Origin of the sequence: Asaia sp. W19 (genome assembly GCF_003994335.1) — a bacterium.
Classification (GTDB): domain Bacteria; phylum Pseudomonadota; class Alphaproteobacteria; order Acetobacterales; family Acetobacteraceae; genus Asaia.
This window is the reverse complement of record NZ_PNQZ01000066.1, coordinates 52,607-76,778: the sequence shown is the minus strand read 5'-3', so window position 1 is coordinate 76,778 and position 24,172 is coordinate 52,607. Positions and strand designations below refer to the sequence as shown.

Below are 24,172 nucleotides of genomic sequence, written 5' to 3'. Positions count from 1 at the left end.
TCGTTCAGGATTTCAGAACAGCGTGAAGATCACCCTGAGCCGCCTCAAGAGCCCTCTCCGCTTCGGCAAGGCTCATGCCGTGGCGCAGGAGGACGGCGCGCTTGACGTTGCCATCGCTCTGTTTCAGCGCCGCGCCAATCTCCTCATCACTTCCTCCAGCCAGAGAGCGCACCATGCCCATGGCACGCCGGGCCAGCTTGGTATTGGTCACGCGCATATCCACCATCAGCCCCTGATAGACATGACCCAGACGGATCATCAACGTGGTGGAGAGCAGGTTGAGCGCAGCCTTCTGGGCCGTTCCTGCTTTCAGCCGGGTCGAGCCCGCCACGGCCTCGGAACCTGTCGGCAACACGATACCGAGTTCGGCTTCGCGCAGAAGCCGTGCCCCGGACACGCAGCTGATACCGATGGTCAGGGCGCCCGCCTCCCGACCCGCCTTCGCGGCGGCACAGGTATAGGGCGTGTTCCCGCTTGCCGCGATGCCAAACACGACGTCTTCTGGTCCGACCTCATGGGCGGCCATCTCAGCGCGGGCGGCGCCCTCGTCATCCTCGGCCCCTTCGACGGCCGTTGACGCGGCGCCATTACCACCCGCCAGCAACATCACCAGACGTTCGGCGGGCCAGCCATAGGTGGGGGTAAGCTCCACACCATCCTGCATGCCCACACGCCCCGCCGTACCGGCGCCCACATAAAAGAGCCGCCCCCCGGCGCGCAGCCTCGGCAGGGCTGCCTCGACGGCAGTTTCCAAAGCCGGTACGGCGGCGCGCACGAGCGCCGTTGCCGCCATCTGGGCTTCGGCAAGCGCATCAAGAATGGTTGCGGTTGGCCAGAGCTCTATAGTCGCGTAGCGCGGGTCGTGATGTTCTGTCTGGAGGGAGGCGAGCGTTTCAGTCACGACGAGGCTCCGGGCGGTTTGGGGAAGATGACGCAAGACGAGCGGGAGCAGGCGCGGGGAAAAGCAGCCTGACCAGAACGGCCACGCCAAGGTGGAGCAGGATCCCCAGGGGCACAAGCCAGGAAAAAGCGATCGCTGGGCCACCATATTGCCCGACGACCAGGACCACGGCCATGAGGCCAAGCGAGACGATGAACCCAATCATGACAGCCCGCCTTCCCAGCCCGGGCAGGAACAGTGCTGAGAAAAAGGCGCCCAATGTGGGGCCATAGGACCATCCCGCAACGGTCAGCCCCAGAATGACCGCTGATTGGCTGCCCATAGTGAATAGCGCTGCCCCCAGAAGCAGAACGCCCCCCCAGAACAACGTCATGAAGCGCGGTGCAGAGAGCGGCCCGGGGCGATAGCCCAGCGCCCTCATGCATCGCTCGATCAGACTGCGTGGAGCAGGCCCGAAATCGGTCAGGCTGGCTCCCGCCATGGCATTGAGGGTGGAGGAGAGCGATCCCATCGTGGCGCTCAACACCCCTGCGATCAGCAGGCCCGTAATTCCGGCAGGCAGGCTCTCGATCATGAAATGCGGAAACAGTGCATCCGGCGAGGCGAGGCCCTGGGCAACAAGACTCTGTCCGGCCCGTGCAATCCAGAGCTGCACACCCAGGAGGGAAAGCAGACCGAATAACAAGGCCACCACAACAGCGCTGCCCATCAGGGCCAGACGTGCGGCCCCCAGACTACGCGCGGCCAGAACGCGCTGCACCATGAGTTGGTCCGTCCCATGAGACGCGACAGACAGAATGGCGCCCCCAACCAGAGCGGCGCCGACAGTGAAGGGGTCACTGAGCCAGTTGCCCGGGCCGGTAGGATGGAAAAAACGCAACAGCCCCGCTTGTGCAGCAGCCTGCCAACCTGCGCCACTCAGGGTCGGGGCCAGAAACATCACGCAGAACAGCGCACCGAACCCATATACCCCAAGCTGAATGGCATCAGACCAGACCACAGCCCGTAATCCGCCGAGCATCGTATACCCAAGCGTGAATATCAGGATGAGCGCGAGCACCCCCCAGCGGCCCAGAGGCAGCCCCGACTGCGCAAGCAACCAGACAATGGGCAGAGCCCCGGCAAGCAGCCGGATGCTCTCAGCCAGAAACCGCGTAATCAGAAAAGCGGCTGAGGCGAGTCTCTGCATGGGGGCACCGTAGCGCATACCAAGCAGAGCATAGGCACTGGACATGGTCCCTGCTGCATAGCGCGGCAGAAACCAGAGCGCCACGGCGCTGCGGCCGATGGCGTACCCACCAGCCACCCCGAGGAAAACCAGACCCCGCGTGTAGCCGATGCCCGGAATGCTGATGAAGGTGAGCGTCGAGGTTTCGGTCGCGACGAGCGACAGGCAGAGTGCCCACCAGGGCAGATCGTGATGGGCAGAGAGAAAATCGCTGGCCGAGCCGCCTGCACGCCGACTGACACGCCAGATCAGCAGGGACAGTCCTGCGAAATAAAGAAGGATGACGAGACTATCGAGCGGATGCATGGCGTCAGACCGTAAAAACGAGGCGCTTCAGCGGCCATGATGACACGAGCAGGCCCCAGCGCAAGACACGCTCGCGCCCGCTTCTATCTCTCGATGCGATGGATCATCGTTATCGAGCTTTTCGAGATCGATCGGCAAAGCCTTGTAGGCTGCGCTTTGCGGGTTGGTCACCTCGATGATCGGTTTCTCTTCAAAACCGAGAACTGCGCGCTCCGCTGCAAATTCGAGTACTTGACCACTGATCGATTCCGCCTCGTCGAGGAAATGGAAGTGAAATTCCGGCACGGAGACGCGACCAATGAGAGCAGGCGTCCAGAAGCCTATCAGCCGCCCAACCACTGCGGCGCAGGGTGAGGCTTGCTGGCTCGCAGCGACTGCCTCGACATGCCGTATGCCATCCTCTTCCGGGTCGGTTCGATACGGGCGCCGGAGCACCAGATGCTCGAAATGCCCGGCCATGAGCGCTCCCATGATCGAGAATTACGTAATTCGGCTCATCCGGCTTCTCCTGCCCCTTTGGGAGCGTCGCCCCTCAAAGAATGGTCTGGACCGAGAGGGGGAAGGGATTGAAGACCGACCAGCCGGTCTTCTGTACCAGACGCTCGAGGGCCAAAGTGCCGAGCAGCGAATTGCCCTGGCTATTCAGACCCGGCGACCAGACCGCCACCGATGCCAGACCAGGAGCAATGGCCAGGATACCGCCCCCCACACCCGACTTGCCCGGCAGACCGACGCGTATGGCAAAGGCGCCTGAGCCGTCATAATGGCCGCACATCATCATCAGCGCCATGATGGTGCGCGCATCGGGCACGCTTGTGATCATGCGCCCCGTGCGCAGATCGACGCCGCCCGTCATGAGATAGCCGCCTATCCCGGCAAGCTGGCGGCAGGACATGGTGAGGGCACATTGATGGAAATAGAGGTCGAGCGTGTCCTCGATCGGGTTTCTGATATTGCCGAAGGTGCGCATGTAATTGGCAAGGGCCGCATTGCGAAACCCTGTATCGCGCTCCTGGGCCGCCATGTTCTCATCGATATGCAGCCCCTCCGGATTACCCGATTGCGAGAGGGCGAAATCAAGCAGCGCCTGACGCGCGCCAAGCCGTCCCAGACGCGAAACCAGGATATCGGAAATGACGATGGCCCCCGCATTGATGAACGGGTTGCGCGGAATGCCATGCTCGCTCTCGAGCTGAACGATGGAGTTGAACGCGCTGCCCGATGGCTCCTGGCGCACCCGGCTCCATAATTCGCTGCCCTCCAATGTGAGGGCCAGGGTCAGGCCGAACACCTTGGACAGGCTCTGGATCGAGAACGCCTCGTCAGCATCCCCCGCAACATGGGCCTGTCCGCTGGCATCGATCACGGCGATGCCGAACTTCCCCGGATCGACGCGAGCGAGGGGCGGAATGTAATCCGCCACATGCCCGCGCTCGGTGATCGTCTGCATTTCACGCACGATTTCGGCAATGATGCTGTCGAGATCGGCCATCAGTTCTTCCCTCCGCGCTGCTCCGGATCAGCTTCACCCACACATGACACGCGCCCTCACGGCACACAATCTCGGGCGTGTTCACGCCGCGTTGCGCGGGATTGCGTATAGTTTGCATGGACTAGTTTGCATGGGCTGCGCTTTTCCGGGCTCGGAGGGCGACATATCCCGTAACGCAGCTTCGGTTGAGATCGGCCGGGTAATCTGCAATGAACCTCCCATGAAGGACGCCAAGACAGGATCAGGTGGGAAACAGACGCGCCAGCCGGGCACGGGAGAAATCACCCTGCCGGATATCGACACGCAATCGGAGGGGTTTCGGCTCAACCGTGAAGCGCGCCGCAATGCCCTGATCGAGGATTATGTCGAGCTGATTGCCGACCTCCTGGCGGAGGGTTATGAGGCGCGCCAGGTCGATATCGCCACGCGTCTGGGGGTCTCCCAGCCCACCGTGGCAAAGATGCTCACCCGTCTGGCCAGCGAGGGGTACGTGCATCGCCGCCCCTACCGCGGCGTCTTCCTGACCGAGAAGGGACAGGAGATCGCCAATCAGGCGAAGCACCGGCACCGGATCGTCGAGAGCTTTCTGCGTGCGCTCGGCATCAGCGAGGAAACGGTCCGTGTCGATGCCGAGGGGATCGAGCATTACGTCAGCGACGAAACCCTCGCCGCTTTCGACCGCGCTCTTGCTGCTGGCCTGACCGGCCTTATAGACCGCAAGCCCCGCCCCTGATGAAAGCGGCCCAACAGACCTGAGGGTGCCTGTATTCCCCGGTCCCTCGCGGGGTCATCCTGACCCCACGCAGCGCCTGCGTCACCCCATCATGGCGCCCCGTTGCTGACCAGTCCGCCCAGCCGGCGCGGACTGCATATAGCGCCTGCGTGCCTGCGCCTGCCCGTTCGCCCCTGATACGCTTCCTTCCGACCCCAACTTCCCGCTCAACAGGACGTTATCGGTCCAGAATATCGGTTCATCCTGAATATAGTATATTGCATATCTCTAAGCATTGGGTTTGAGTGCCGTCTTATGTCTAACCCGCCTACCGCCCAGGAAACACTGCCCCCCGCCCCCAAGGGCGGACGCAAGCCTCTGCTCCGCCCGATCCATCGGTCGGGCGCCGATGCGCATAGCCTTCCTGAGGTCTTCTCTTCCGTGCGGGTCGCGCCGGATCATGCCCAATGGTTCCAGCGCTTTCTTGCTTTTGTCGGGCCGGGCTACATGGTGGCCGTCGGGTATATGGACCCCGGAAACTGGGCGACGGATCTGCAGGGCGGCGCGCAGTTCGGCTACACGCTGCTTTCTGTCATCATGATCTCGAACCTCATGGCGATCCTGCTTCAGGCCCTTGCGGCACGTCTGGGCATTGTCACAGGGCGTGATCTGGCCCAGGCCTGTCGAGATCATTTCCCGCCCGCGGTCACGCTGGTACTCTGGCTGACCTGCGAGATCGCCATCATTGCCTGCGATCTGGCGGAGGTGATCGGCACGGCCGTGGCGCTTCAGCTTCTGTTTCACATACCGCTACTTTTCGGGGCGCTGATCTCGGCCTTCGATGCGCTCATCGTGCTTTTTCTGATGAACCGGGGATTTCGGTATCTCGAAGCGTTCATTATCGCGCTGCTGACCATCATCGCGCTCTGCTTCTCCATACAGCTTTTGGCGGCGGCTCCGCCTTTCGGCGCCATGATGGCGGGATTCCTGCCACGCCTAGAAATCGTGACCAATCCGGCGATGCTCTACATCGCCATCGGCATTATTGGCGCGACCGTAATGCCCCATAATCTGTATCTGCATTCGTCCATCGTGCAGACACGGGCCTATCCGCGCACGGAACCCGGCAAACGAGAAGCCCTGCGCTGGGCGACATTGGACAGCACGATCGCCCTCATGCTTGCCCTGTTCATCAATGCCGCGATCCTGATTGTATCGGCGGCGGCGTTTCACAACACGGGTCATCAGGACGTTGCCGAGATCGAGGACGCCTATCGCCTCCTGTCGCCCATTCTGGGTATGGGGATCGCCTCGACCCTTTTTGCCGTGGCCCTTCTGGCGGCCGGGACGAACTCTACCGTTACGGGCACGCTGGCCGGGCAGATCGTCATGGAGGGCTTTCTGCATCTGACGCTACCGCATTGGGCAAGGCGCCTGATCACCCGCGGTCTGGCGATCCTGCCGGTCGTGGTTGTGACGGCCCTGTATGGCGATCACGGCGTGGGGACATTACTGATCTTCAGTCAGGTCGTGCTCTCTCTGCAGCTACCTTTTGCTGTCATTCCGCTGGTCATGTTCGTTGGCGATCGACGCAAGATGGGGAGCTTCGCCATTCGCCCTGCGATGAAAGCGCTCTCCTGGAGCGTGGCGGGAATTATCCTGATGCTCAATTTCAAGCTGCTCTATGACACGATCATGAGTTGAGCCCTCTCATGCGGCGTCAGTCCACGCCAACCGACCGCTTGGCAGCCAGGAGAGCACGCATAAGCCAGCGCTGACCGTCAAATCACCTGTCGGCGAGCCAGCTTCACGGTGCTGTCAGCGCTGACGAAAGGGACGGGTTACTGCCCGTCCGCCTGCCTACAAAGCCCGGGCTCGCGCCCTTTCCTCCTTGTTTTACACCCCTTTCGCAGAAGGTTCAGACCCCAATATGCCGACATGCAGTCAGATATATAGCAATTGCTATGATAATGAGTATTCGGGTTTGAGTGAAGTATCTTCTCATTCACTCCCTGACCGTCGAAACCCGTCGCTCATTGCCCTTCCCTTCGCTTTTCTGCTGCTCGCCGGTACGGCGCATGCCGCATCCGCCCCGGAAAAGGCCCCATCCTGCGCCTATCCTGCGTGTGCCGGGCAACCGGAGAATCCTGCCAGAATGTCTGAAGCAAAACCGGGCCCCCTGCCCGTCACGCCCCCCGCACATAATGGATCCAGCACACCTGGCACTCCGCCACCCAGCCTTGTGCGCCTGCCGCCCAAGCAGGCCGGGACAATCGCCGAGACGATCAATGTGACCGCCCATATGGATCAAAGGCGCGGGCGCATCGCGCCGGGGCTGGGTGCGGTATCCTACGGGATCGACCAGCGTCAGATCGAGGTGACACCCGGGGGAGAGAATGCCGCCTTCAGCCAGATCCTGCTCCGCCTGCCCGGCGTTGTCATGGACAGTTACGGCGAGGTCCATGTGCGCGGCGAACATGGCGGGCTGACCTATCGCGTCAATGGCGTCCTCCTGCCTGAGGGACTCAACGGGTTCGGACAGGAGCTCGACAGTCGCATCATCCAGTCTGTCGATCTGCTCACCGGCACCCTGCCCGCCCAATTCGGGTTTCGTACGTCCGGCGTGATCGACGTAAAAACCAAGACCGGCGATACGCTCCGGAATAATCAGGTCTCGCTCTATGGCGGCAGCTACAACACGTTCATCCCGTCTCTTCAACTCGGCGGGTCCAAAGGGCGATGGGATTATTTCGTCACGGCTTCCTACAACCGTAACGATCTCGGGATAGAAAACCCCACCAATTCCTTCCGGGCCGTGCATGATTTCACGCAGCAGGAAAAAGGGTTCGGCTATCTCGCGTATCAGATCGACGATGAAAGCCGGATCAGCTTGCTGACCAGCGCCTCCTATGCCGATTTTCAGCTCCCCAACACGACGGCTCTGCCAATCCTGTATCATTCATCCACTATCGCGCCGGATGATCCGAGCATCCAGTCCCGCCTCTTGCGTGACGGCCAGACCGAGCAGAATTACTACGCCGTACTCTCGTATCAGCGCAGCGGCGAAAAGCTCAACACGCAGGTTTCTCCCTATTTCCGGTACGGACGAATCGGGTACCGCAACGATCCGACCCGCGATCTCGCGTTCTCCGGCATTTCACAGCGCGAAGTAAACGACTTCACGACGGGCGGAGTACAGATCGATAACTCATACGACATCGCCCCGCATCATGTGCTGCGTTTCGGGCTTCTCGGGCAATACACCTCCGAAAAACTCGATACCGATACCCTCGCCTTTCCGGTGGATGAGACAGGTGCCCAGAGCTCGACCATCCCCCGGCGCATCATCGATCATGGAGGGAACTGGGCAGTCGAAGCTGGCGCCTATGTGCAGGACGAGTATCGCATCACCTCCAAACTGACCTTCAATTACGGGCTGCGCTATGACCGTTTTGCGTCGTCCTTCCATCGGGAGGGGCAGGTGAGCCCACGCGCGAACATGGTCTGGAAAGCCAGCCCCTCCACGACGGTGCATTTCGGCTATTCGCGCTATTTTGCGCCACCGTCACCGCAATATATTTCCGACGCCACGCTGCACAAATTTGCGGGGACGACCAATGCGCCCGAAACCATGCTGAACACGCCCACGCGCGTCGAAAAATCGCATTACGTCGATGTCGGGATCCTCCAGCATGTCACGCGTGACTACCAAATCACGCTCGATGCCTTTGGCAAATGGGCGCGCGATCAGGGCGATCTGGGACAGTTCGGTCGCGCTGTCATTCTGGCGCCGTTCAGCTATCGCAAAGGGCGTGTCTATGGCGCGGAAATCGGCAATTCGTGGCGCCATGGCGGCTGGTCGGTCTATGGCAATTTTTCATTCGTCAAGACCTGGGCGAAGGACATCAACTCGGCTCAGTATCAGTTCGAGGTCGCTGAACTCGACTATGTTCGTCGCCATGGCATCCAGCTCGATCACCAGGGGGAATTTACCTCTTCTGCCGGTGTTTCCTACAGCAACAAGTACGACATGGCCTATCTCGATTTCCTCTATGGCTACGGGCTGCGCAGTGGCTTTGCCAATCTCGAGAAGCAACCTTCCTACGCGATCTTCAATATCGGCTACGCCCATAGTTTCACGAAAGTCCCGTTTGGCCGTTCGCTGAAATTACGAGCCGATGTGGTCAACCTGTTTGACCATCGCTACCAGATCCGTGATGGGAGCGGGGTAGGCGTGACACAGGCCCAATACGGCCAGAGGCGCGGCACCTTCTTCTCGATTGTGAGCAGCTTCTGACACGCTTCACGCAGATATGACGAGCCGGTTTCATCGCTGGCAAGATTCCTGCGTTTATGATGGAGAGCCGCCCCTTTCACCGGAGACCCGCCTCATGTCCGAACGCAAGACCGTCTACCGGCCCTATCATCATCCCGCCGGGGGCTGGGGGGCGGTCAAGGCCACGGCAAAAGCACTGCTCGAACAATCCGTAGTGACCAAGGGCTCCCGTGCTCTTTTGGCCATGAACCAGCCGGGCGGCTTCAAATGCCCGAGTTGTGCCTTCCCGGACCCGACGCATCACAAAAAGATCGAATTTTGCGAAAATGGCGTGAAGGGCCTCGCGGTAGAGGCCACCAAGCGGCGCGTCACCCGGGCGTTCTTTGCCGAACACAGCGTAACGGCTCTTGCGGCACAAAGCGATCACTGGCTGGAGGAGCAGGGCCGTCTGACCGAGCCGATGCGCTACGATGCGCAAACGGATCATTACGTTCCTTGCAGCTGGCAGGAAGCCTTCACGCTGATCGGCACCCATCTGCGCGGACTCGCCTCTCCCGATCAGGCCGAGTTCTACACATCGGGGCGGACCTCGAACGAAGCAGCTTTCCTGTATTCCGTCTTCGTGCGCGCCTATGGCACGAATAATTTTCCTGACTGCTCGAATATGTGTCACGAGCCGACCAGCCGCGGCCTGCCCGGTGCCATCGGCATCGGCAAGGGCACGGTGGTGATGGATGATTTCGATCACGCCGAAGCCATTTTCATCGTAGGGCAGAATACGGGCACCAACTCACCACGTATGATGGGGCTGCTGGCCCATGCCCGAAAGCGCAACGTGCCCATCGTCGTGGTCAATCCGATGCCCGAGCGCTCTCTCATCCGCTTTACCGAGCCTCAGGACGCGGTGCAGATGGCGACGGGCGGCTCGACCGCCATCGCCACCGAGTTCGTCCATATCCGGATTGGCGGCGATCTTGCCTTTTTCAAGGGCATGATGAAATGCCTGTTCGAACGTGAGGCCCTGGGCGAAACCCTGCTGGATCACGATTTCATCGCAACGCACACCGAGGGATTTGCTGCGCTGCGCGATGAGGTGATGCGCCATGACTGGGCCGAAATCGAGCACGTATCGGGCATCGAGCGGGCACAGATCGCGCGGGCAGCCGCCATCTATGCCCAGTCACACGCCACCATCATCTGCTTCGGCATGGGCATCACCCAGCATCAGCAGGGTGCGCGGATGATCCAGCAAATTGCCGCTTTTCTGATGCTGCGCGGCAATTTTGGCAAGAAGGGTGCAGGCATAGCACCCATACGCGGGCATTCGAACGTGCAGGGCGACCGCACGGTAGGCATCGACGAGAAGCCGACCCAAGCCTATCTGGACCGGCTGCGCGATGTATTCGGTTTCGAACCCCCGCGCGTTCATGGCCACCATGCGGTGGACGCGGTCGAGGCCATGCTGGCCGGTACGGCGCGGGTCTTCATCGGCATGGGCGGCAATTTTGTCCATGCCATCCCTGATACACCTCGTGGCTATGCGGCCATGCGGGGGCTGGATCTGACCGTAGGGATCGCAACGAAACTCAATCGCGGGCATATCGTCCATGGGCGCGACGCCCTGATCCTGCCGGTCATTGCGCGCTCGGAGATCGACCGTCAGGCAACGGGCGAGCAATTCGTGACCATCGAGGATGCAATGTCGAATGTCACTGCCTCGCGTGGTGTGCTCGAACCCGCGAGCCCGGACCTGCTCTCCGAAGTCGCCATCGTTTGCGGCATGGCGCAGGCAACCCTGCCCGAAAGCCCCATCCCCTGGGCGCTTTATCCTACGGATTACGGTTTGATCCGGGACAAGATCGCGGCCGTCTATCCCGAGATCTACGCCGATTTCAACGCGCGCATCCGCAACAAGCAGGGTTTCCATCTCGATATTCCGCCACGCCGACGCGAGTGGAAAACCGCAACAGGCAAGGCGCAGTTCCTGCTCTTCCCCGGTCTTGCCGTGGATGACAGCGTTGAGGATTCGGAGATGCTGCGTCTCTCCACCATACGCTCACATGACCAGTTCAACACCACGATCTACAGTATGAATGACCGGTATCGCGGCATCTACAACACCCGCATGGTCGTATTCATGAACGATGAGGACATGGAGGATCGCGGCATCCGGCAGGAGATGGTGGTCAGCCTCGAAACGCTTTCGACCGACGGGATCAAGCGCTGCGTAGAGGACCTGGTCGCAGTCGCCTATCCCATGCCTAGAGGGGCCATCGCAGGCTATTATCCTGAGTTGAATCCGCTCCTGCCGCTGAACCATTTCGACGAGATCAGCGGCACGCCTGCTGCGAAATCAATCCCTGTGCGCGTGATCGTGCCGGCAGGAAGACCATGACGATACGCCCGGACAGCCTCGCAGCCGCCCATGTTCTGCGTCACGCCATTGCCATCGGCCCCGACGGCGAACAGGAACGTATCGAACTCGGCATTGCCGAGGAAATCCCGCTGACGCTCATCTTCAACGATTTTCATGTCCATGCCGTGATGATGGTGACGCCACTCGATCTGCATGATTTCGTGCTCGGCTTCGTACTCACCGAGAAGATCATTGCCTGCGCGGCCGATCTGGTTTCCTGCCATATCGAACGCCATGAGGATCAGCTTACCGCGCATATCCGTATCTCGGGCGCTGATTTCAGCCGGTTGATCCGAAGAGGGCAACGCCTGCTTACAGGAGGCAGCAGCTGCGGTCTGTGCGGCGTCACCTCCCTTGAGGATATCGCGACCGCCGTGCCAAGCCTTCCCGCCTATAGTATTCCGGTCCCCGCCATTCGCAAGGCACTGGCCGCTCTGCCAGAGCAGCAGGTGCTCAACCAGAAGGTGCACATGGTCCATGCCGCGGCCTGGGCCTCTCCTGATGGCGAAATTCACTACGTCCGCGAGGATGTCGGCCGGCATAACGCGCTCGACAAGCTGATTGGCACGTTGAGCCAGTCCCCTCGCGATGCGGGCCGGGGGTTCTGCCTCCTGACCAGCCGATGCTCCTACGAGATGGTTGAGAAGGCCCTGACGATCGGAATCTCGACGCTCGTTGCTGTCTCCTCGCCGACCGATCGCGCCATCCAGATTGCCCGTCAGGCTGATATGACGCTCATTGGCAACGCACGGCCAGACCGGCTTGCGGTATTCTGCGGCGCCCACCGCCTCATCAAACCCGAGACTGTCAGAATGGCTGCCGTATGACCTTCGACCCCCAAGCCGCATTCTTCGATTTCGAGCAGGATTTCGCGGGAAGCTTGCGGTGCATTCCCATGCGCGTTCGGCTGCGGCTTGATCTATGCGCCATCAAGCTGACCCTGCGCCAATGGAGCCAGTTCACACCTGCCCAGCGCAAGACCTTGCTCGACACGCCTTTCGACACGGCAGAGCAACGATCTCGCTACGCCGAAGCCCTCAAAATCCTGATCGCGGCCGCCTGCGACGAACCGCTCAAGCTTCTGACGAAGAATGAGGAGGCTCTGTGGCAGGACGCGCGATGCGTGCCGGATTGTGTTCTGGAACAGGCACGTCACGACAATATTGCGCCGCCGACGCTCGCTCAATGGGGCGGGCTTCACGAATTGCAGCGCTTCGCTCTGGTCAAGCTTGCACGCTCCAAACATGAGAACGAGAACTTCGTCCCGGCACTTCGGGAATTCGGACTGACCGCACCTGCCCCTTCGAGGCGTGATAGGCTTAACTGACCTTGCGCAACGCGAGGCGAGCAAGATCCTCCGCTGTGTTGATGTTATAGAACGGGTCGTCGTCGCCCTCGTCGAAGCTTACAGGACGCACGCCTATCGCTTCGGCGAAAGGGCGAATGGCGAGCGCGCGACGTATGCCGGATAGGCGCGCCGCCTCAAAATAATCATGGAAACGCTCGAGGCATGAAACAGGCCAGAGAGCGAGCAGAGGGTGAACCCGGTCCTCTCTTGCCGCACAGGCGGGTCCGGGCACGAGCCGCTCGATAAAGTCACGCGGAATAAAGGGCGTGTCACCAGGCAGCGTCACCACTCCGCTCGCCCCCCGCTCAGCGCCCCACTCGAGGGCCGAGAGCACGCCGCAGAGCGGACCCAATCCCTCAAAGCGATCGGGCAATACGGGCAGATTGAACCGCTCATACGACCCGATCTGGTCCGGCCTGGTGGCAAGTGCCAGCCCCCTTACCTGAGGCGTGACCCTGTCGATGATCTCCTCGATCAGGCTATGATGCCCCAGGGGGAGGAGGGGCTTGTCGCATCCGCCTAGCCGACTTCCCCTCCCCCCTGCCAGGATCACGGCAAGGATCATGCCTGGTCAGATCCTCATCGCGGGGACGGCGGCGGCAGAGGGCTATCGGGCATTGGTGCCTGAGGATGCGCATGATGACGAATGTGATGGGCCGGCGGAGGTGGTGGCGGTGGTGGCGCATGCGGGGCCAGTTGCACCGGCTGGAAAGGCGGGGGGGCCTGACCAGGCGTGTAGTAGGGGCCCCTGTAATTGTCATTGAGCTGGGCCGCATTGAGACTGTCGATCATGCTGTTGCCGGTTCCATCAGCATAATGACCTGAGGGTCCACCCGGCGCGTGCTGCGCGAAGGCGGCGACAGGCGATGCAAGCAGTGTGACACCAAGCAGAAATCCGAGAGTACGGTTCATAGCGTCTTTCCTTTGCCGACGAGCCCGGTCGAAACGGGCTTGCCGCGCTGCCAGACCTGAGAGATCAGGTCGATATCAGATATGGTCTTGTCCGGATTGCCGTCAATAACCAGAAAGTCGGCGCGTTTTCCGGGTGCGAGGACGCCTCTGTCGCGCAGCCCGAGCAGCGCGGCGGCTTTCTGCGTTGCCAGATTGATGGCCTGTAAGGGAGTCAGTCCTGAATGAACCAGCAATACCAGTTCGCGATGCTCGGCAAAGCCGGGCAGACGCAACGGCGTCGCGCCAGAATCCGTACCAAACCCGATACGGGCACCCCCCTGATACAGGATGAGGACATTGTGCATGTTCATGGCGAGGGCGGCGCGTGCTGCTTCAGTAGCCGGTTTCGCGAGTATGGTGCGGCGCCATGTCTCCTGCCCGATCTGATCGGCCAGAGCAGATGACATGGCGCCACGCACGACGGGCTGCTCCAGCGTCTCGGGATGCTCGGCGAAATAATAGCTCGATTCATCCAGAGAGAGCGTCGGGATATACCAGGCATGGCGGCTCGCAAGCTGGGCGATCAGCGAGGCGTCCACAGCTTTGTCGCGTACGCCATGAGCCAAGATATCCGCGCCATGGGCGAGCGCCTGACGGGCGAGGTCGAGGTCGTGAATATGGACCGCGACACGCAGATGCCGCTTATGTGCCTCGGCAATCGCGGCCTGCCAGACGGGTGCGCCGAGCAAGGGAAGCGGCGCCTTGCCCGGATTGGTCAGACGCAGATCGTCGAGCCAGACCTTGACGAAATCCGTACCCTCATCGGCCATATGATCGACAGCCTGGCGCGCTTCCTGTGGCGTTTTCGGTCTGAAGATCTGATCGCGCCCCATATTGTCGATCATCGCCTCGGGCGGCATGCCGCCGGGTGCACCGATACCTTGATCTACTCCAAACAGATCCGCCCCTGGGTTCACGCCCTGATGCTGTTCGCGGCGCAGTTGATCGAAAAGTGGGGACTTGTTCAGCCCAAGGGAGGTCACGGTGAGCACACCGTACCGGACATACTGGTCGAGAGCGGCGAGAATGGTGGAACGGGTGTAATTGCGGGAGGCCGTTGTAAGCCCGTCTACCAGCCCGACATGGCTGTGATCGCTGATCAGCCCGGGCATGATCGTCTTGCCTTGCAGATCGATCGTCTTCGTCGACTGACCGTCAGAGGAGCCGGAACGGCTGCCTATGGAAATGATCTGACCGTGGTCGATCACCAGTGTGACGTCCTCGCGTACGGGGGAGCCAGTCCCATCGATTACGCGCGCATGGGTAAAGACGATCGGCTCGGCTCTGGACGGAACGGTGAGCAGGAAGCTGCCCGTCGCGAGACAGGCGAATAGACCGAAACGGCGCATGCGGACCCTCTTACGTCCCCGTGCCCGGCTTGATCCGTCGAAGAGGACGGTTGATGCGCAGGGGGATGATCTGGACTGCGAACGCAGCGCGACGCCCCCGGATGCATTTGCCCGGAATTTGATATCGCATCTGTGAAGGCGAGAATGGAGAGGACAAGAAACGGATCGCGCCGGTGGCAGTTATGAGAAGGAACACGGCACACAGGCAGCTCCCCATGAGGTCTGCCGATAATAAAACAGGAGCGTTGCATGTCGCTTACCCCCCAGGTCAAAGCCATTCTCGCCAATTACGAGTCCGACAATCCCGGCACCAAGGCCAATCTCGTCCGCCTGATGAATACGGGTGTTCTGGCCGGAACCGGCAAGTTGGTGATTCTGCCAGTCGATCAGGGCTTCGAACATGGACCGGCTCGCTCCTTTGCGGCTAACCCACCGGCCTATGATCCCCATTATCATTTCTCGCTGGCCATTGAGGCCGGGCTCAATGCCTTTGCTGCGCCACTGGGCATGCTCGAGGCCGGAGCGTCCACTTTTGCCGGTCAGCTCCCGCTGATCCTAAAATGTAACAGCTCCAATTCGCTGGCAACCGAGAAGAACCAGGCCGTAACCGGCACAGTCGCCGATGCGCTGCGCTTGGGCTGCTCGGCCATCGGGTTCACCATCTATCCGGGCAGCGAATATTGCTTTGATCAGATGAATGAACTGCGTGAGCTGGCGCAGGAGGCCAAGGCGGCGGGGCTTGCCGTGATCGTCTGGAGCTATCCGCGCGGGCCGATGCTGGACAAGGCTGGCGAAACCGCCATCGATATCTGTGCCTATGCCGCCCATATGGCTGCCGAATGCGGCGCGCATATCATCAAGGTCAAACCGCCGACAGACGCCCTTTCGCTCCCCGCGGCCAAGGCAGTCTATCTGGAACAGAAGATCGACATTTCGACGATGGAAGCGCGTGTGCGCCATGTCGTGCAGTCAACCTTTGCCGGGCGTCGTATCGTGATCTTCTCGGGCGGGGAGCATGAAAGCACCGAGGCGCTGCTCGACACCATTCGTGGCATTCATGCTGGCGGCGGGTTCGGCTCCATTATCGGTCGCAATACTTTCCAGCGGCCTCGTGAGGAAGCGCTGAAGCTGCTTGGCGCCATCACGGGCATCTTCAAGGGCTGAGAATCAGCCCTTGCCAGCGGCCTCGTACGCATCGAGTACGAGGTCTGGCGGGCCATCCATACGGATACGCCCGCCTTCCATCCAGATGATGCGTGTGCACCATTTCCTCAGGATCGGCAGGGAATGGGACGTGATGACCAGAATACGCACATGCTCGATGAGCCGCGTCAGACGCTCGCGCGCCTTCTCCTGAAAACGCGAATCCCCAGCCATGAACCACTCATCCATGAGCAGGATTTCAGGACGCGGGGCCGTCGCCACACCAAAGCCCAGTCGGATGGCCATGCCCGACGAGTAGAGACGCACAGGCAAATCGAGAAAGGCCCCGAGTTCGGCGAACTCCTCGACATCCTCTTCCAGCTTTTGCGCCGCAACGGGGGCCATCCCGATCGTGCGGGCATAGAGCCTGATATTTTCTCGCCCGGTGAGGTCAGTATTCATACCCGCCTGGGGGCTGAGCAGCGCATGGACATCGCCCCTGACGCTCAACTGACCCAGGGAGGATTCGTAGATCCCTGCCAGAGCCCTGAGCAGCGTGGATTTACCCGCTCCGTTATGGCCGATCAGGCCGACGCGCTCGCCACTCTGGATCGACAGGGACAGCGCACTCAGCGCGACAACGACCGTGGTATCCTCACGGCTGATGATGCTGCCACCGACCTTCTGCCGGTCCTGCAGCTTTTGCCTCATGCCCTTGAATACGCTCTTCTTGAACGAGCGCGCACTGCCGTGAAACATCGGATAGACGAGGGAGTAATCCCTCAGGGTGATCGAAGGCATCGTCATCAGACCCAGAAAGCCAGTCTCTCACGGGTTCTGACAAAGGTCAGAAATCCGAGGATACACCAGAACACGCTGACAGCAGCCGAGACGGCGATCATGGACAGGCTGGGCAGATGCCCCAGAATCGGCCCTCGCACGATCTCGAGAAGGTCATAGAACGGATTGAGCACCAGATACCGGCTACGCGCACCGAGCTGCTCGGGCTTCCAGATGATGGGGGTGACGTAGAAAGCGATCTGGAGAAAGGCCGCGATGACGGGGGCGATATCGCGAAAACGGGCGCAAAGCGCCCCCAGAAGCAGACAGGCCGCGAAGCCGTCTATCAGCCAGACCAGCAATCCCGGCAGGGCCGCCAGACTTATCAGCCCCGGCCAGACACCATAAAAGACGAACACGCCGACGGGTACGATGACTGTATGGACGAAAACGATGGCATTGCGCACCAGCAGGCGCAGGGCATGCAGGGAATAGGGCAGCTTCATCGCGTGTATGGTCGATTCCGCGTCGATGAAGCAGGTACAGGATTCCTGCAGGATGCTTGCCAGCCCCACCTGCCAAAGCGACATGGATAGGGCGAGAAACGGCAGATAGTCGCGCAGCACCATATGAAACAGTCGGGCGTAAATGACGCCCATCGACGCTATCATGATGACCGATGAAATAGTCATCCAGAAGGGGCCAAGGGCCGATCCTCGATAGCGCAGGCGAATATCCGTCCACCCCAGAACCACGGCCAGCCGCCACGAAGCGAGACCTGTCCTGAGATCATCCCACGCGCGGGCATATCGAGTCTGGCTCATGTCCCTCCGGGGGAATTCTGGTTTCTTGCTTGCGAGATCCGTAATCGCTCACGCCGTAGCCGATAACCCCCCTCTTCGCAACCTGGGCGCCCGAGCCTCGCCAAAAGACCCGCCTGTCGCACCCTCGCTGCAATTACTGCTTTCTTTCTTGCAGTCCCCTCCGTAGTTTTGCCGTATTCCTGCCGCAGAATGCGGATCAAGCTCGGTTGCATCAGGTGAAGCGCATCATGATTCGTCCCTCCCGTTCGAACAGCAAAGCCGGACAAGAAGAATCCCGGCGGCTCCGTCCTTCGGGATTGCGAACCACGCGTTTTCTCGTCATCACCGGTGCTGCCGCTCTCCTGACGGCCTGCGCCAACGGGCCCCAGCGCCCGCAGGTGCCGGTGGCCCAGGAAGCGGCCAATTACCGCCATCATGCCAAATCCTATTACGCCCCTCCCGGCCCGCCGGAAGATCCCTGGGGTCCCTATATCGAGGAAGCATCGGAGCGATTCGATGTCCCCTCCCCCTGGATCCGTTCGGTCATGATGCAGGAATCGGGCGGGCGTCTCTTTGATCGCAACGGGCAATTCACCACCTCGGCGCCGGGGGCCATGGGCCTGATGCAGCTGATGCCGCCTACCTATGACGACATGCGCTCGCAATACGCACTAGGCGATGACGCCTATGACCCGCATGACAACATCATGGCGGGCACGGCCTATATACGCCAGATGTATGATATCTACGGGTCGCCGGGTTTCCTCGCGGCCTATAATGACGGTCCCGGAAGCCTCGACTCCTATCTTCGCCGCGGGCGCGCCCTGCCCCGCGAGACGCGCCGCTATGTCGCCCATGTCGGACCGCAGATCGCCGGGATCTGGCCACGCAACCGCTCTGCGGCCGATCTGCTCGTGTCTCAGCACGACCCGAACGCTGCGACGATGGTGGCTCAGAACGATACCGATACTTCTGCGGTGCGCGCGGCCTGGCGCCGTCAGGCCCAGACAGCGACCTACAGGGCCGATCAGCAGGACATGCAGGTGGCTGAAGCGCCTGCGACATCGCGCTCGTCTGTCAGCGCGGCCTGGGCAGCACGCGGTGTCAGCTCGAGTGCACCCGCCGCAGCGGCGCCAGTCCAGTTGGCGAGCCTCAACGCGCCAGCTGAATCGGAATCGCCCGATAATGTGGCGCAGGCCTGGGCGGGACGCGCCCCCGTGCAGCCCATTCCCGTCGGTCGCAGCCTCTCAGCTGAGCCGGTTCTTGCCGTCATGACCCCGCGCCCCGTCCTCCGCTCGCCCCAGCGCACGGCAGAGGCCGCCCCACGTGCCATCCAGAGCGGTAGCTGGGCCATTCAGGTCGGTGCCTATAATTCCGCCGTGCAAGCGACGCGCGCCGTTGCCCAGGCGCAGAACCACGCCGGAACTTCGCTTTCCGGTGCGCGTAGTCAGGTTTCCACGGTGCAATCGGGGCGCGCGCATCTTTACCGGGCGCGCCTTGTGAACCTGTCGCATGACAATGCCGTGGCAGCCTGCCGGAAGATGGGCCGCGACACACCCTGCGTGGTCGTCTCTCCGGGTTCGTCGTTCTGACCCCTCGCGGAGTTCGCATGTCCCGTTTCACGCTTCTGATTCGCCCGGCGACGCTCCTGTCGCTCGCACTGGTTGCTGCTGCTCCCGCTGCCCATGCCGCCCTGAAGCAGGGCAGCGAGGCCCCTGATTTTACGCTTCCTGCCACCCAGAATGGGCAGGAAATGCCGTATACACTGCACGACGCGCTGGCGAAGGGCCCTGTGGTTCTCTATTTCTACCCTGCTGCCTTCACCAAAGGCTGCACGATGGAGGCTCACGGCTTCGCTGATGCGATGCCGCAATTCAAGGCGCTCGGCGCCAGTGTGATCGGCGTGTCGATGGATAACATCCACAAGCTCGACGATTTCTCCGCAAGCCAGATCAAAGGCCAGTTTCCGGTTGCGTCTGACAGCGATGGGAAAGTGACGCGTCTCTATGACGCCAAGATGCCCATGCTCGATATTGCCCAGCGCGTGACCTATGTGATCGCGCCGGAAGGTCAGATCATTGAGACGATCAGTTCCGAAACCCCTGGCAATCATGTCCAAAAGGCACTTGCCGCGCTCAAGACATTCAAGGCCGATGTCATGAGGCACCGCCGCAAGTAAGCTGGCTGGGTCCTTGTTGCCCCTCACCCCTTTCCGCGCTCTGGTTCAGGCTCGGGCGCGATGAAACTGACCATGCCCGACAGACCTTCTCCCCATCATGTTGGCTCCGCCGCCGCCCTTCGCCTGCAGGATGACGTCGTGAGCACCGCTACGTATGACGGCTCCGGCGATTGCTATCGTTATCGCCTTCATCGTGTGTGGGACCCCAGCAAGCCCACCGTGATGTGGTTGATGATGAACCCGTCTGTCGCCACTGAATATGGCGACGACCGCACCGTGGCCAAATGCCAGCGCTATGCGCGGAGCTGGGGCTACGGAGCGATGTTCGTAGGTAACAGCTTTGCCTATCGATGCACGGACCAGAAGCGCCTCCTCGAGGTGCCTGATCCAAATGGCCCAGGTAATGACGACGCCCTACTCGCCATGGCCAAAGAGGCTGACAAGGTCATCCTCGCCTATGGCTCGCCCACGCATCCCTCACTTCGCGACAGGGGCAATGAGGTTGCGCTCAGGCTGCACGAAGCCGGAATTGCCCTCTATGTAATGAGGCTGAGCAAGAGAGGGCGGCCTGAGCACCCTCTCTACCTTCCCGGAACGCTGGAACCGACAAGGCTGGAAACCTCCTTCTTTGAAGCGCTCGAGCGCGTCTGAACGCGCGCAACACGCTTCAGGCGCATGCCCTAAGCACACACAGGTCGATCCAGGAAACGAAGCGCAAGATATCCGCTTCGCGGCTTAGACCGATAGAAATCACGCCCGGACGACGGCCGTGTCATGCGTCAGAAGGCAGCCTCCGGGCAGTGAGCCCGAAGGAGCGAGAACCTGAAGATGCTTATTTCTCCGTGATCTGATAGGTCAGAACCACATGGTTGTCGTGGTTCGGCTGGGTGGCGACGGGCTGAATCTGTACGCCCATATCATGCTTCTGGTAGACCTTCTGGATTGCTACCGTATCGGCATTGGCAGCCTCGGCGGTCACCGTTGCACCCGGGCGGAGTGCGGTTGCCGCTTCGAGCTCAGCCGTCGGCACCTTCTTGTTGCCCGTGAATTCGACCCTGTCGAGCACGAAAGGCGCGGGTGCCGCGGCGGCCTCGGGGGCCTGTTCCTCGATCACGAGATAGAACTGCACCGTGTTCTTCACGAAGCGCTCTTTCTCACTGAACTTTGCGCCAAGATTCTTGGCCTTATAGAGATCTGCCACTTTCTGCACGCCGGCATCGAGCTGCTCACGCGTCACCGTGTCGCCCACGTGATAGGGAAGTGCCGCCATGATATCGTCGGTGGAAATTGCCTTGTTCCCCTCCACCTTCAGGATCTTGAGGGTCAGAGGTGCGGTTGCTGCAGGGGCGCTTGCGGCAAGAGCAGGCGTGACCAGCCCGGTCTGTGGCAGAAGGGGCAGAGCGGCCGTACCGGCCATCAGGGCCAGACCTGCCAGGGCAAAACGGGAATTCGGCTTCATCTCTTCGTCCTCTTGAACTGGGTCAAACAGAACACCGAAGCAGGAAACCTGTCCGGCGCGACACCGGATCATAGGCAGCTTGAGGGACGCTTGGCAAAACCCGGCCCGACGCCCCTCGAAAACTCGGTCAGTGTTCAGCCCTCAACCTCGAGCGGCATGGCCGGAGGAACCGCAGGGGTCGCGTGGGGGCCGGTGGCCTGCACATGGGCGCAGTCCCAACGCTTGGCCAGCGGCAGCAGGGCAATCAGTACCCCGGTCAGGATCAGCCCGGCTACGAACAGATCACGGAAGAGCGGCACATATAGTGCCGCCGCAGCAGCCCCTGTCATCGGGGCACCGGTTGCGGCCGCATAATTGGCTACGAGGCTGCCCGCATACATGGCCACGCCCCAGAGCAGGTAGAGCGAGCCCATCATGAACCCGCTGCTTTCAGGCAAGGTGTAACGTGCGATGATGGCAAGGCCCAGCGCCATGGTCAAAAGCTCCGCCACGGAGACCAGACCGTATCCAAGCACCATGACCCAAGCCGAGACGAGGTTCTGGGCATGCGCCGCCGCAATCCACCAGATCAGGAAGCCCAGGGTCACAAGCCCGAAGCCAAGCACCATCTTGTGGGCCAGGGACAGGTCTCGGCCCTGCGCAGCAAGACGGTTATAGAGTGCCGCCAGAAGCGGGCTCGCGAGCATGATCCAGATCGGATTGAGCGCCTGAAACTGGCCAGCGCTCAGGTGAACGAGCGTGACCCCACCGATGCGCAGGTCACCATCGACCGCACGCAGGGCAAAAAGGGTGAGCGATGTCATCATCTGCTGATAAAAGATCAGATACGCCATGCTTTCGAGGCAAAGCAGGAAGGTGAGGCGCAACCCAGGGCGCGCAGCCGCGCCTGAACGCCAGTAGAGGCGCCCCCAGAGCAGCGCAATCGCCAGACTGGCCGCCCAGACACAAAGGCGTGCAATACCCGGGCTTGCGATGATCCCGGTCAGGACCAGCACAGTCAGGACGAAACCACCCAGCACGATGAGGAACGGCTTGGTCTGGAACGGTCCCTTGTCGAGCGCCGACCCGGCATGATGGATCCAGCGACGGCGCCAGAAATAGTAGAGCAGCCCCACGACCAGCCCGCCTGAACAGGTCAGAAAGGCACTGGCCGGCCCGTAACGATCCTGCAGAAGCGGTGTCAGCAGCATCGACACCGTCGAGCCCACGTTGACCGACATATAATAGATCGTGAACGCCGCATCGAGAGCGGCATCGTCCCCCTCATAGATGCGCCGCACCAGATTGGCCGCGTTGGGCTTGAACAGCCCATTACCTGCCGAAATAAGGGCCATCGCAAAGAAAAGCAGCGTACGATGTTGATCGGCCATCGCCAGAGCAGCATAACCGAAAACGAGGGCAAAAGCCCCCATGAGCATGGTCCGACGCGGTCCGAGTATGCGGTCACCCGCATAACCGCCAAGCACCGGGGTGATATAGGTCAGGCCGACAAAGGCGCCAATCAGGACATTGGCCGCTACGTCGCTCAGCCCGAGCCGTTGAACCAGATAGAGGGTGAGAACGGCCTGCATGCCGTAATAGCCGAAGCGTTCCCACAGCTCTATGGCGAAGACGACCGAGAAGGCCTGTCGTCGCGTTGGAAGCTCCGTTGGGGAGGATGCACTCATGAAGAGGGGTTCCGGGCAAAGAGACGTGATTGCCCGGAGATAACACACTCCCCCGTGATGGAAAGACTAAAGTCCGGACCAGATCCCCGAGATCCGCATGCCGTCATAGCAGAGCCCAATGAGCAGCATGGTGAAGAACAGGGCGGTAATGACCCCCAGCACCTCACGCGTGAGGATGAGCTTCCAGTCGAAGAACCCCTGTCTGTCCGGCACGGGTCAGGCCTCCTGCTCCGCCTGGGCGCGCTGCCCGGCAAAGAACGCCTCAAGGGCCGGATCAACCGTGCCGATGCGTACCTGAAGCGTGACGTAGAGATTACCTGCCTTGTGCGACCCATGCTCTCCCACGCCACGACCGCCCAGACGCAGCACGGTGCCAGTATCGGAATGAGGGGGCACCTTCATTGTGACCTGCCCCTTGGGCGTTGGCACGACGAGCTTGCCTCCCAGGATGGCCGTCGAGAGATCAACTGGCACATTGGCTCTGAGATCACGCCCATCGCGCGTATATACTGCGCTGGGTGTGACTGAGATCGTGATCAGCGCATCGCCCGCCGGGGCGTTCTCACCCATGCCGGGGCCGCCCTTGCCGTTCAGACGCAAGGTCTGGCCGTCTTCAATCCCGGCAGGGATCTTGACCTCGACCGTACCCGCTTCGGGCAGGGTAACGCGGCTGGTCGTGCCCAGCACAGAGTCCTCGAATGAAACGGTCAGTGTGTAGGAGCGATCGGCACCGCGGCGGCTGCGCCGACGCCCACCGAAGGGACCGCCGCCAAAATCTGCGCCAGTGCCGCCACCGCTGAACATGTCCGAGAAGAATGCGCCAAGATCTTCCTGGTTGAATTGCGCGCCTCCTGGGCCACCCCCATGAAAGCCCCCCTGCCCGCCAAAGCCACCGCCTCCGAAAGGCCCCCGCTCATTGCCCTCGGCATCGATCTCGCCCCGATCGAAACGGGCGCGCTTTTCCTTGTCGCCCAGAATGCCGTAAGCGGCACCGACCGCCTTGAACGCTTCCTCGGCCTTCTTGTTGTTAGGGTTATGGTCGGGGTGATGCTCCTTGGCGAGCTTGCGATAGGCGCTCCGGATTTCCTTATCCGTGGCGCCACGCGTCAGGCCAAGCGCTGCATAAGGATCTTTCACGCCAGTTTCTCCCTGTTTTTCGTGA

The 24,172-nt window shown here is 61.2% G+C and carries 23 protein-coding genes; 10 read left to right on the top strand and 13 right to left on the bottom strand.

Annotated elements, in window-relative coordinates; translation table 11 throughout:
- Positions 1-4 precede the first annotated feature (4 nt).
- The 4 genes from C0V97_RS14000 to C0V97_RS13985 all read right to left on the bottom strand — a co-directional run bounded on the left by C0V97_RS14000 (position 5) and on the right by C0V97_RS13985 (position 3,927).
- Positions 5-901, bottom strand: coding sequence for an N-acetylmuramic acid 6-phosphate etherase (locus C0V97_RS14000; RefSeq protein WP_199751908.1), 897 nt, complete (start codon positions 899-901; stop codon positions 5-7).
- Complete coding sequence (locus C0V97_RS13995; RefSeq protein WP_127103189.1) at positions 894-2,435, bottom strand: sodium:solute symporter; 1,542 nt, start codon at positions 2,433-2,435, stop codon at positions 894-896. Before C0V97_RS13995 ends, C0V97_RS14000 begins: the two co-directional genes overlap by 8 nt.
- A 27-nt stretch (positions 2,436-2,462) precedes the next feature.
- Positions 2,463-2,894 carry an acetolactate decarboxylase gene (locus C0V97_RS13990; RefSeq protein ID WP_158625429.1) on the bottom strand — a complete coding sequence of 144 codons (432 nt, stop codon included), beginning with the start codon at positions 2,892-2,894 and terminating at the stop codon, positions 2,463-2,465.
- A 73-nt stretch (positions 2,895-2,967) separates the two neighbouring features.
- Positions 2,968-3,927, bottom strand: a complete 960-nt coding sequence (locus C0V97_RS13985; RefSeq protein WP_127103187.1) for a glutaminase — start codon at positions 3,925-3,927, stop codon at positions 2,968-2,970.
- Between the two features lie 220 nt (positions 3,928-4,147).
- Between C0V97_RS13985 and mntR the strand changes: the two genes are divergently transcribed.
- From mntR to C0V97_RS13955, 6 genes are all read left to right on the top strand, one after another.
- Complete coding sequence (gene mntR, locus C0V97_RS13980; RefSeq protein ID WP_127103186.1) at positions 4,148-4,660, top strand: manganese-binding transcriptional regulator MntR; 513 nt, start codon at positions 4,148-4,150, stop codon at positions 4,658-4,660.
- 294 nt (positions 4,661-4,954) lie between these two features.
- The gene (locus tag C0V97_RS13975; protein ID WP_127103185.1) at positions 4,955-6,343 is read left to right on the top strand and encodes an Nramp family divalent metal transporter; all 1,389 of its coding nucleotides are present in this window, start codon (positions 4,955-4,957) and stop codon (positions 6,341-6,343) included.
- A 280-nt stretch (positions 6,344-6,623) separates the two neighbouring features.
- Complete coding sequence (locus C0V97_RS13970) at positions 6,624-8,936, top strand: TonB-dependent receptor (RefSeq protein WP_233582180.1); 2,313 nt, start codon at positions 6,624-6,626, stop codon at positions 8,934-8,936.
- Between the two features lie 94 nt (positions 8,937-9,030).
- Positions 9,031-11,310, top strand: a complete 2,280-nt coding sequence (locus C0V97_RS13965) for an FdhF/YdeP family oxidoreductase (RefSeq protein WP_127103184.1) — start codon at positions 9,031-9,033, stop codon at positions 11,308-11,310.
- Positions 11,307-12,158: a formate dehydrogenase accessory sulfurtransferase FdhD gene (gene fdhD, locus C0V97_RS13960; RefSeq protein WP_127103183.1), complete on the top strand. Its 852-nt coding sequence runs from the start codon at positions 11,307-11,309 to the stop codon at positions 12,156-12,158. The genes C0V97_RS13965 and fdhD overlap by 4 nt, the downstream gene beginning before the upstream one ends.
- Positions 12,155-12,658: a nitrate reductase associated protein gene (locus C0V97_RS13955; protein ID WP_127103182.1), complete on the top strand. Its 504-nt coding sequence runs from the start codon at positions 12,155-12,157 to the stop codon at positions 12,656-12,658. The genes fdhD and C0V97_RS13955 overlap by 4 nt, the downstream gene beginning before the upstream one ends.
- Here C0V97_RS13955 and C0V97_RS13950 read toward each other — a convergent pair.
- The 3 genes from C0V97_RS13950 to C0V97_RS13940 are packed head-to-tail and all read right to left on the bottom strand — an operon-like array spanning position 12,651 to position 14,979.
- Positions 12,651-13,244: a molybdenum cofactor guanylyltransferase gene (locus C0V97_RS13950; protein WP_127103181.1), complete on the bottom strand. Its 594-nt coding sequence runs from the start codon at positions 13,242-13,244 to the stop codon at positions 12,651-12,653. The genes C0V97_RS13955 and C0V97_RS13950 overlap by 8 nt on opposite strands.
- A gap of 14 nt (positions 13,245-13,258) precedes the next feature.
- A complete protein-coding gene (locus C0V97_RS13945; RefSeq protein ID WP_127103180.1) occupies positions 13,259-13,591 on the bottom strand; it encodes a hypothetical protein in 333 nt (110 codons plus the stop codon).
- Positions 13,588-14,979 carry an amidohydrolase family protein gene (locus C0V97_RS13940; protein WP_127103179.1) on the bottom strand — a complete coding sequence of 464 codons (1,392 nt, stop codon included), beginning with the start codon at positions 14,977-14,979 and terminating at the stop codon, positions 13,588-13,590. Before C0V97_RS13940 ends, C0V97_RS13945 begins: the two co-directional genes overlap by 4 nt.
- Positions 14,980-15,228: 249 nt before the next feature.
- Between C0V97_RS13940 and C0V97_RS13935 the strand changes: the two genes are divergently transcribed.
- The gene (locus tag C0V97_RS13935; protein ID WP_127103178.1) at positions 15,229-16,143 is read left to right on the top strand and encodes a class I fructose-bisphosphate aldolase; all 915 of its coding nucleotides are present in this window, start codon (positions 15,229-15,231) and stop codon (positions 16,141-16,143) included.
- Between the two features lie 3 nt (positions 16,144-16,146).
- Here the strand turns inward: C0V97_RS13935 and C0V97_RS13930 are convergent, their stop codons facing one another.
- Together C0V97_RS13930 and C0V97_RS13925 are read right to left on the bottom strand one after the other, a co-directional pair.
- Positions 16,147-16,923 (bottom strand): ABC transporter ATP-binding protein, encoded by a 777-nt coding sequence (locus C0V97_RS13930; RefSeq protein ID WP_127103261.1) that lies wholly within the window; start codon positions 16,921-16,923, stop codon positions 16,147-16,149.
- A 5-nt stretch (positions 16,924-16,928) separates the two neighbouring features.
- Positions 16,929-17,726 (bottom strand): ABC transporter permease, encoded by a 798-nt coding sequence (locus C0V97_RS13925; RefSeq protein WP_127103177.1) that lies wholly within the window; start codon positions 17,724-17,726, stop codon positions 16,929-16,931.
- A gap of 227 nt (positions 17,727-17,953) precedes the next feature.
- On the opposite strand from C0V97_RS13925, the gene C0V97_RS13920 reads away from it, so the two are divergent.
- The 3 genes from C0V97_RS13920 (at position 17,954) to C0V97_RS13910 (ending at position 20,535) form a co-directional block, all read left to right on the top strand.
- A complete protein-coding gene (locus C0V97_RS13920; protein ID WP_127103176.1) occupies positions 17,954-19,297 on the top strand; it encodes a transglycosylase SLT domain-containing protein in 1,344 nt (447 codons plus the stop codon).
- 17 nt (positions 19,298-19,314) lie between these two features.
- A complete protein-coding gene (locus C0V97_RS13915) occupies positions 19,315-19,884 on the top strand; it encodes a peroxiredoxin (protein WP_127103175.1) in 570 nt (189 codons plus the stop codon).
- Between the two features lie 72 nt (positions 19,885-19,956).
- On the top strand, positions 19,957-20,535 hold the full coding sequence (locus C0V97_RS13910; RefSeq protein ID WP_233582179.1) for a DUF1643 domain-containing protein: 579 nt from the start codon (positions 19,957-19,959) through the stop codon (positions 20,533-20,535).
- Between the two features lie 181 nt (positions 20,536-20,716).
- Here the strand turns inward: C0V97_RS13910 and C0V97_RS13905 are convergent, their stop codons facing one another.
- The 4 genes from C0V97_RS13905 to C0V97_RS13895 form a co-directional block, all read right to left on the bottom strand.
- Positions 20,717-21,343, bottom strand: a complete 627-nt coding sequence (locus tag C0V97_RS13905) for a POTRA domain-containing protein (RefSeq protein ID WP_158625428.1) — start codon at positions 21,341-21,343, stop codon at positions 20,717-20,719.
- Positions 21,344-21,477: 134 nt separating this feature from the next.
- Positions 21,478-23,010 (bottom strand): peptide MFS transporter, encoded by a 1,533-nt coding sequence (locus C0V97_RS13900; RefSeq protein WP_127103172.1) that lies wholly within the window; start codon positions 23,008-23,010, stop codon positions 21,478-21,480.
- 66 nt (positions 23,011-23,076) lie between these two features.
- A complete protein-coding gene (locus C0V97_RS18405; protein WP_158625427.1) occupies positions 23,077-23,223 on the bottom strand; it encodes a hypothetical protein in 147 nt (48 codons plus the stop codon).
- 3 nt (positions 23,224-23,226) lie between these two features.
- Positions 23,227-24,147 (bottom strand): DnaJ C-terminal domain-containing protein, encoded by a 921-nt coding sequence (locus tag C0V97_RS13895; RefSeq protein ID WP_127103171.1) that lies wholly within the window; start codon positions 24,145-24,147, stop codon positions 23,227-23,229.
- Between the last annotated feature and the right edge of the window lie 25 nt (positions 24,148-24,172).

What these genes read in the sequence shown, in the direction of transcription:
- C0V97_RS13995 (WP_127103189.1), bottom strand. Translation starts at nt 2,435, where the DNA reads ATGCATCCGCTCGATAGTCTCGTCATCCTTCTTTATTTCGCAGGACTG.
- C0V97_RS13990 (WP_158625429.1), bottom strand. Translation starts at nt 2,894, where the DNA reads ATGGCCGGGCATTTCGAGCATCTGGTGCTCCGGCGCCCGTATCGAACC.
- C0V97_RS13985 (WP_127103187.1), bottom strand. Translation starts at nt 3,927, where the DNA reads ATGGCCGATCTCGACAGCATCATTGCCGAAATCGTGCGTGAAATGCAG.
- mntR (WP_127103186.1), top strand. Translation starts at nt 4,148, where the DNA reads ATGAAGGACGCCAAGACAGGATCAGGTGGGAAACAGACGCGCCAGCCG.
- C0V97_RS13975 (WP_127103185.1), top strand. Translation starts at nt 4,955, where the DNA reads ATGTCTAACCCGCCTACCGCCCAGGAAACACTGCCCCCCGCCCCCAAG.
- C0V97_RS13965 (WP_127103184.1), top strand. Translation starts at nt 9,031, where the DNA reads ATGTCCGAACGCAAGACCGTCTACCGGCCCTATCATCATCCCGCCGGG.
- fdhD (WP_127103183.1), top strand. Translation starts at nt 11,307, where the DNA reads ATGACGATACGCCCGGACAGCCTCGCAGCCGCCCATGTTCTGCGTCAC.
- C0V97_RS13955 (WP_127103182.1), top strand. Translation starts at nt 12,155, where the DNA reads ATGACCTTCGACCCCCAAGCCGCATTCTTCGATTTCGAGCAGGATTTC.
- C0V97_RS13950 (WP_127103181.1), bottom strand. Translation starts at nt 13,244, where the DNA reads ATGATCCTTGCCGTGATCCTGGCAGGGGGGAGGGGAAGTCGGCTAGGC.
- C0V97_RS13945 (WP_127103180.1), bottom strand. Translation starts at nt 13,591, where the DNA reads ATGAACCGTACTCTCGGATTTCTGCTTGGTGTCACACTGCTTGCATCG.
- C0V97_RS13940 (WP_127103179.1), bottom strand. Translation starts at nt 14,979, where the DNA reads ATGCGCCGTTTCGGTCTATTCGCCTGTCTCGCGACGGGCAGCTTCCTG.
- C0V97_RS13935 (WP_127103178.1), top strand. Translation starts at nt 15,229, where the DNA reads ATGTCGCTTACCCCCCAGGTCAAAGCCATTCTCGCCAATTACGAGTCC.
- C0V97_RS13930 (WP_127103261.1), bottom strand. Translation starts at nt 16,923, where the DNA reads ATGCCTTCGATCACCCTGAGGGATTACTCCCTCGTCTATCCGATGTTT.
- C0V97_RS13925 (WP_127103177.1), bottom strand. Translation starts at nt 17,726, where the DNA reads ATGAGCCAGACTCGATATGCCCGCGCGTGGGATGATCTCAGGACAGGT.
- C0V97_RS13920 (WP_127103176.1), top strand. Translation starts at nt 17,954, where the DNA reads ATGATTCGTCCCTCCCGTTCGAACAGCAAAGCCGGACAAGAAGAATCC.
- C0V97_RS13915 (WP_127103175.1), top strand. Translation starts at nt 19,315, where the DNA reads ATGTCCCGTTTCACGCTTCTGATTCGCCCGGCGACGCTCCTGTCGCTC.
- C0V97_RS13910 (WP_233582179.1), top strand. Translation starts at nt 19,957, where the DNA reads ATGCCCGACAGACCTTCTCCCCATCATGTTGGCTCCGCCGCCGCCCTT.
- C0V97_RS13905 (WP_158625428.1), bottom strand. Translation starts at nt 21,343, where the DNA reads ATGAAGCCGAATTCCCGTTTTGCCCTGGCAGGTCTGGCCCTGATGGCC.
- C0V97_RS13900 (WP_127103172.1), bottom strand. Translation starts at nt 23,010, where the DNA reads ATGAGTGCATCCTCCCCAACGGAGCTTCCAACGCGACGACAGGCCTTC.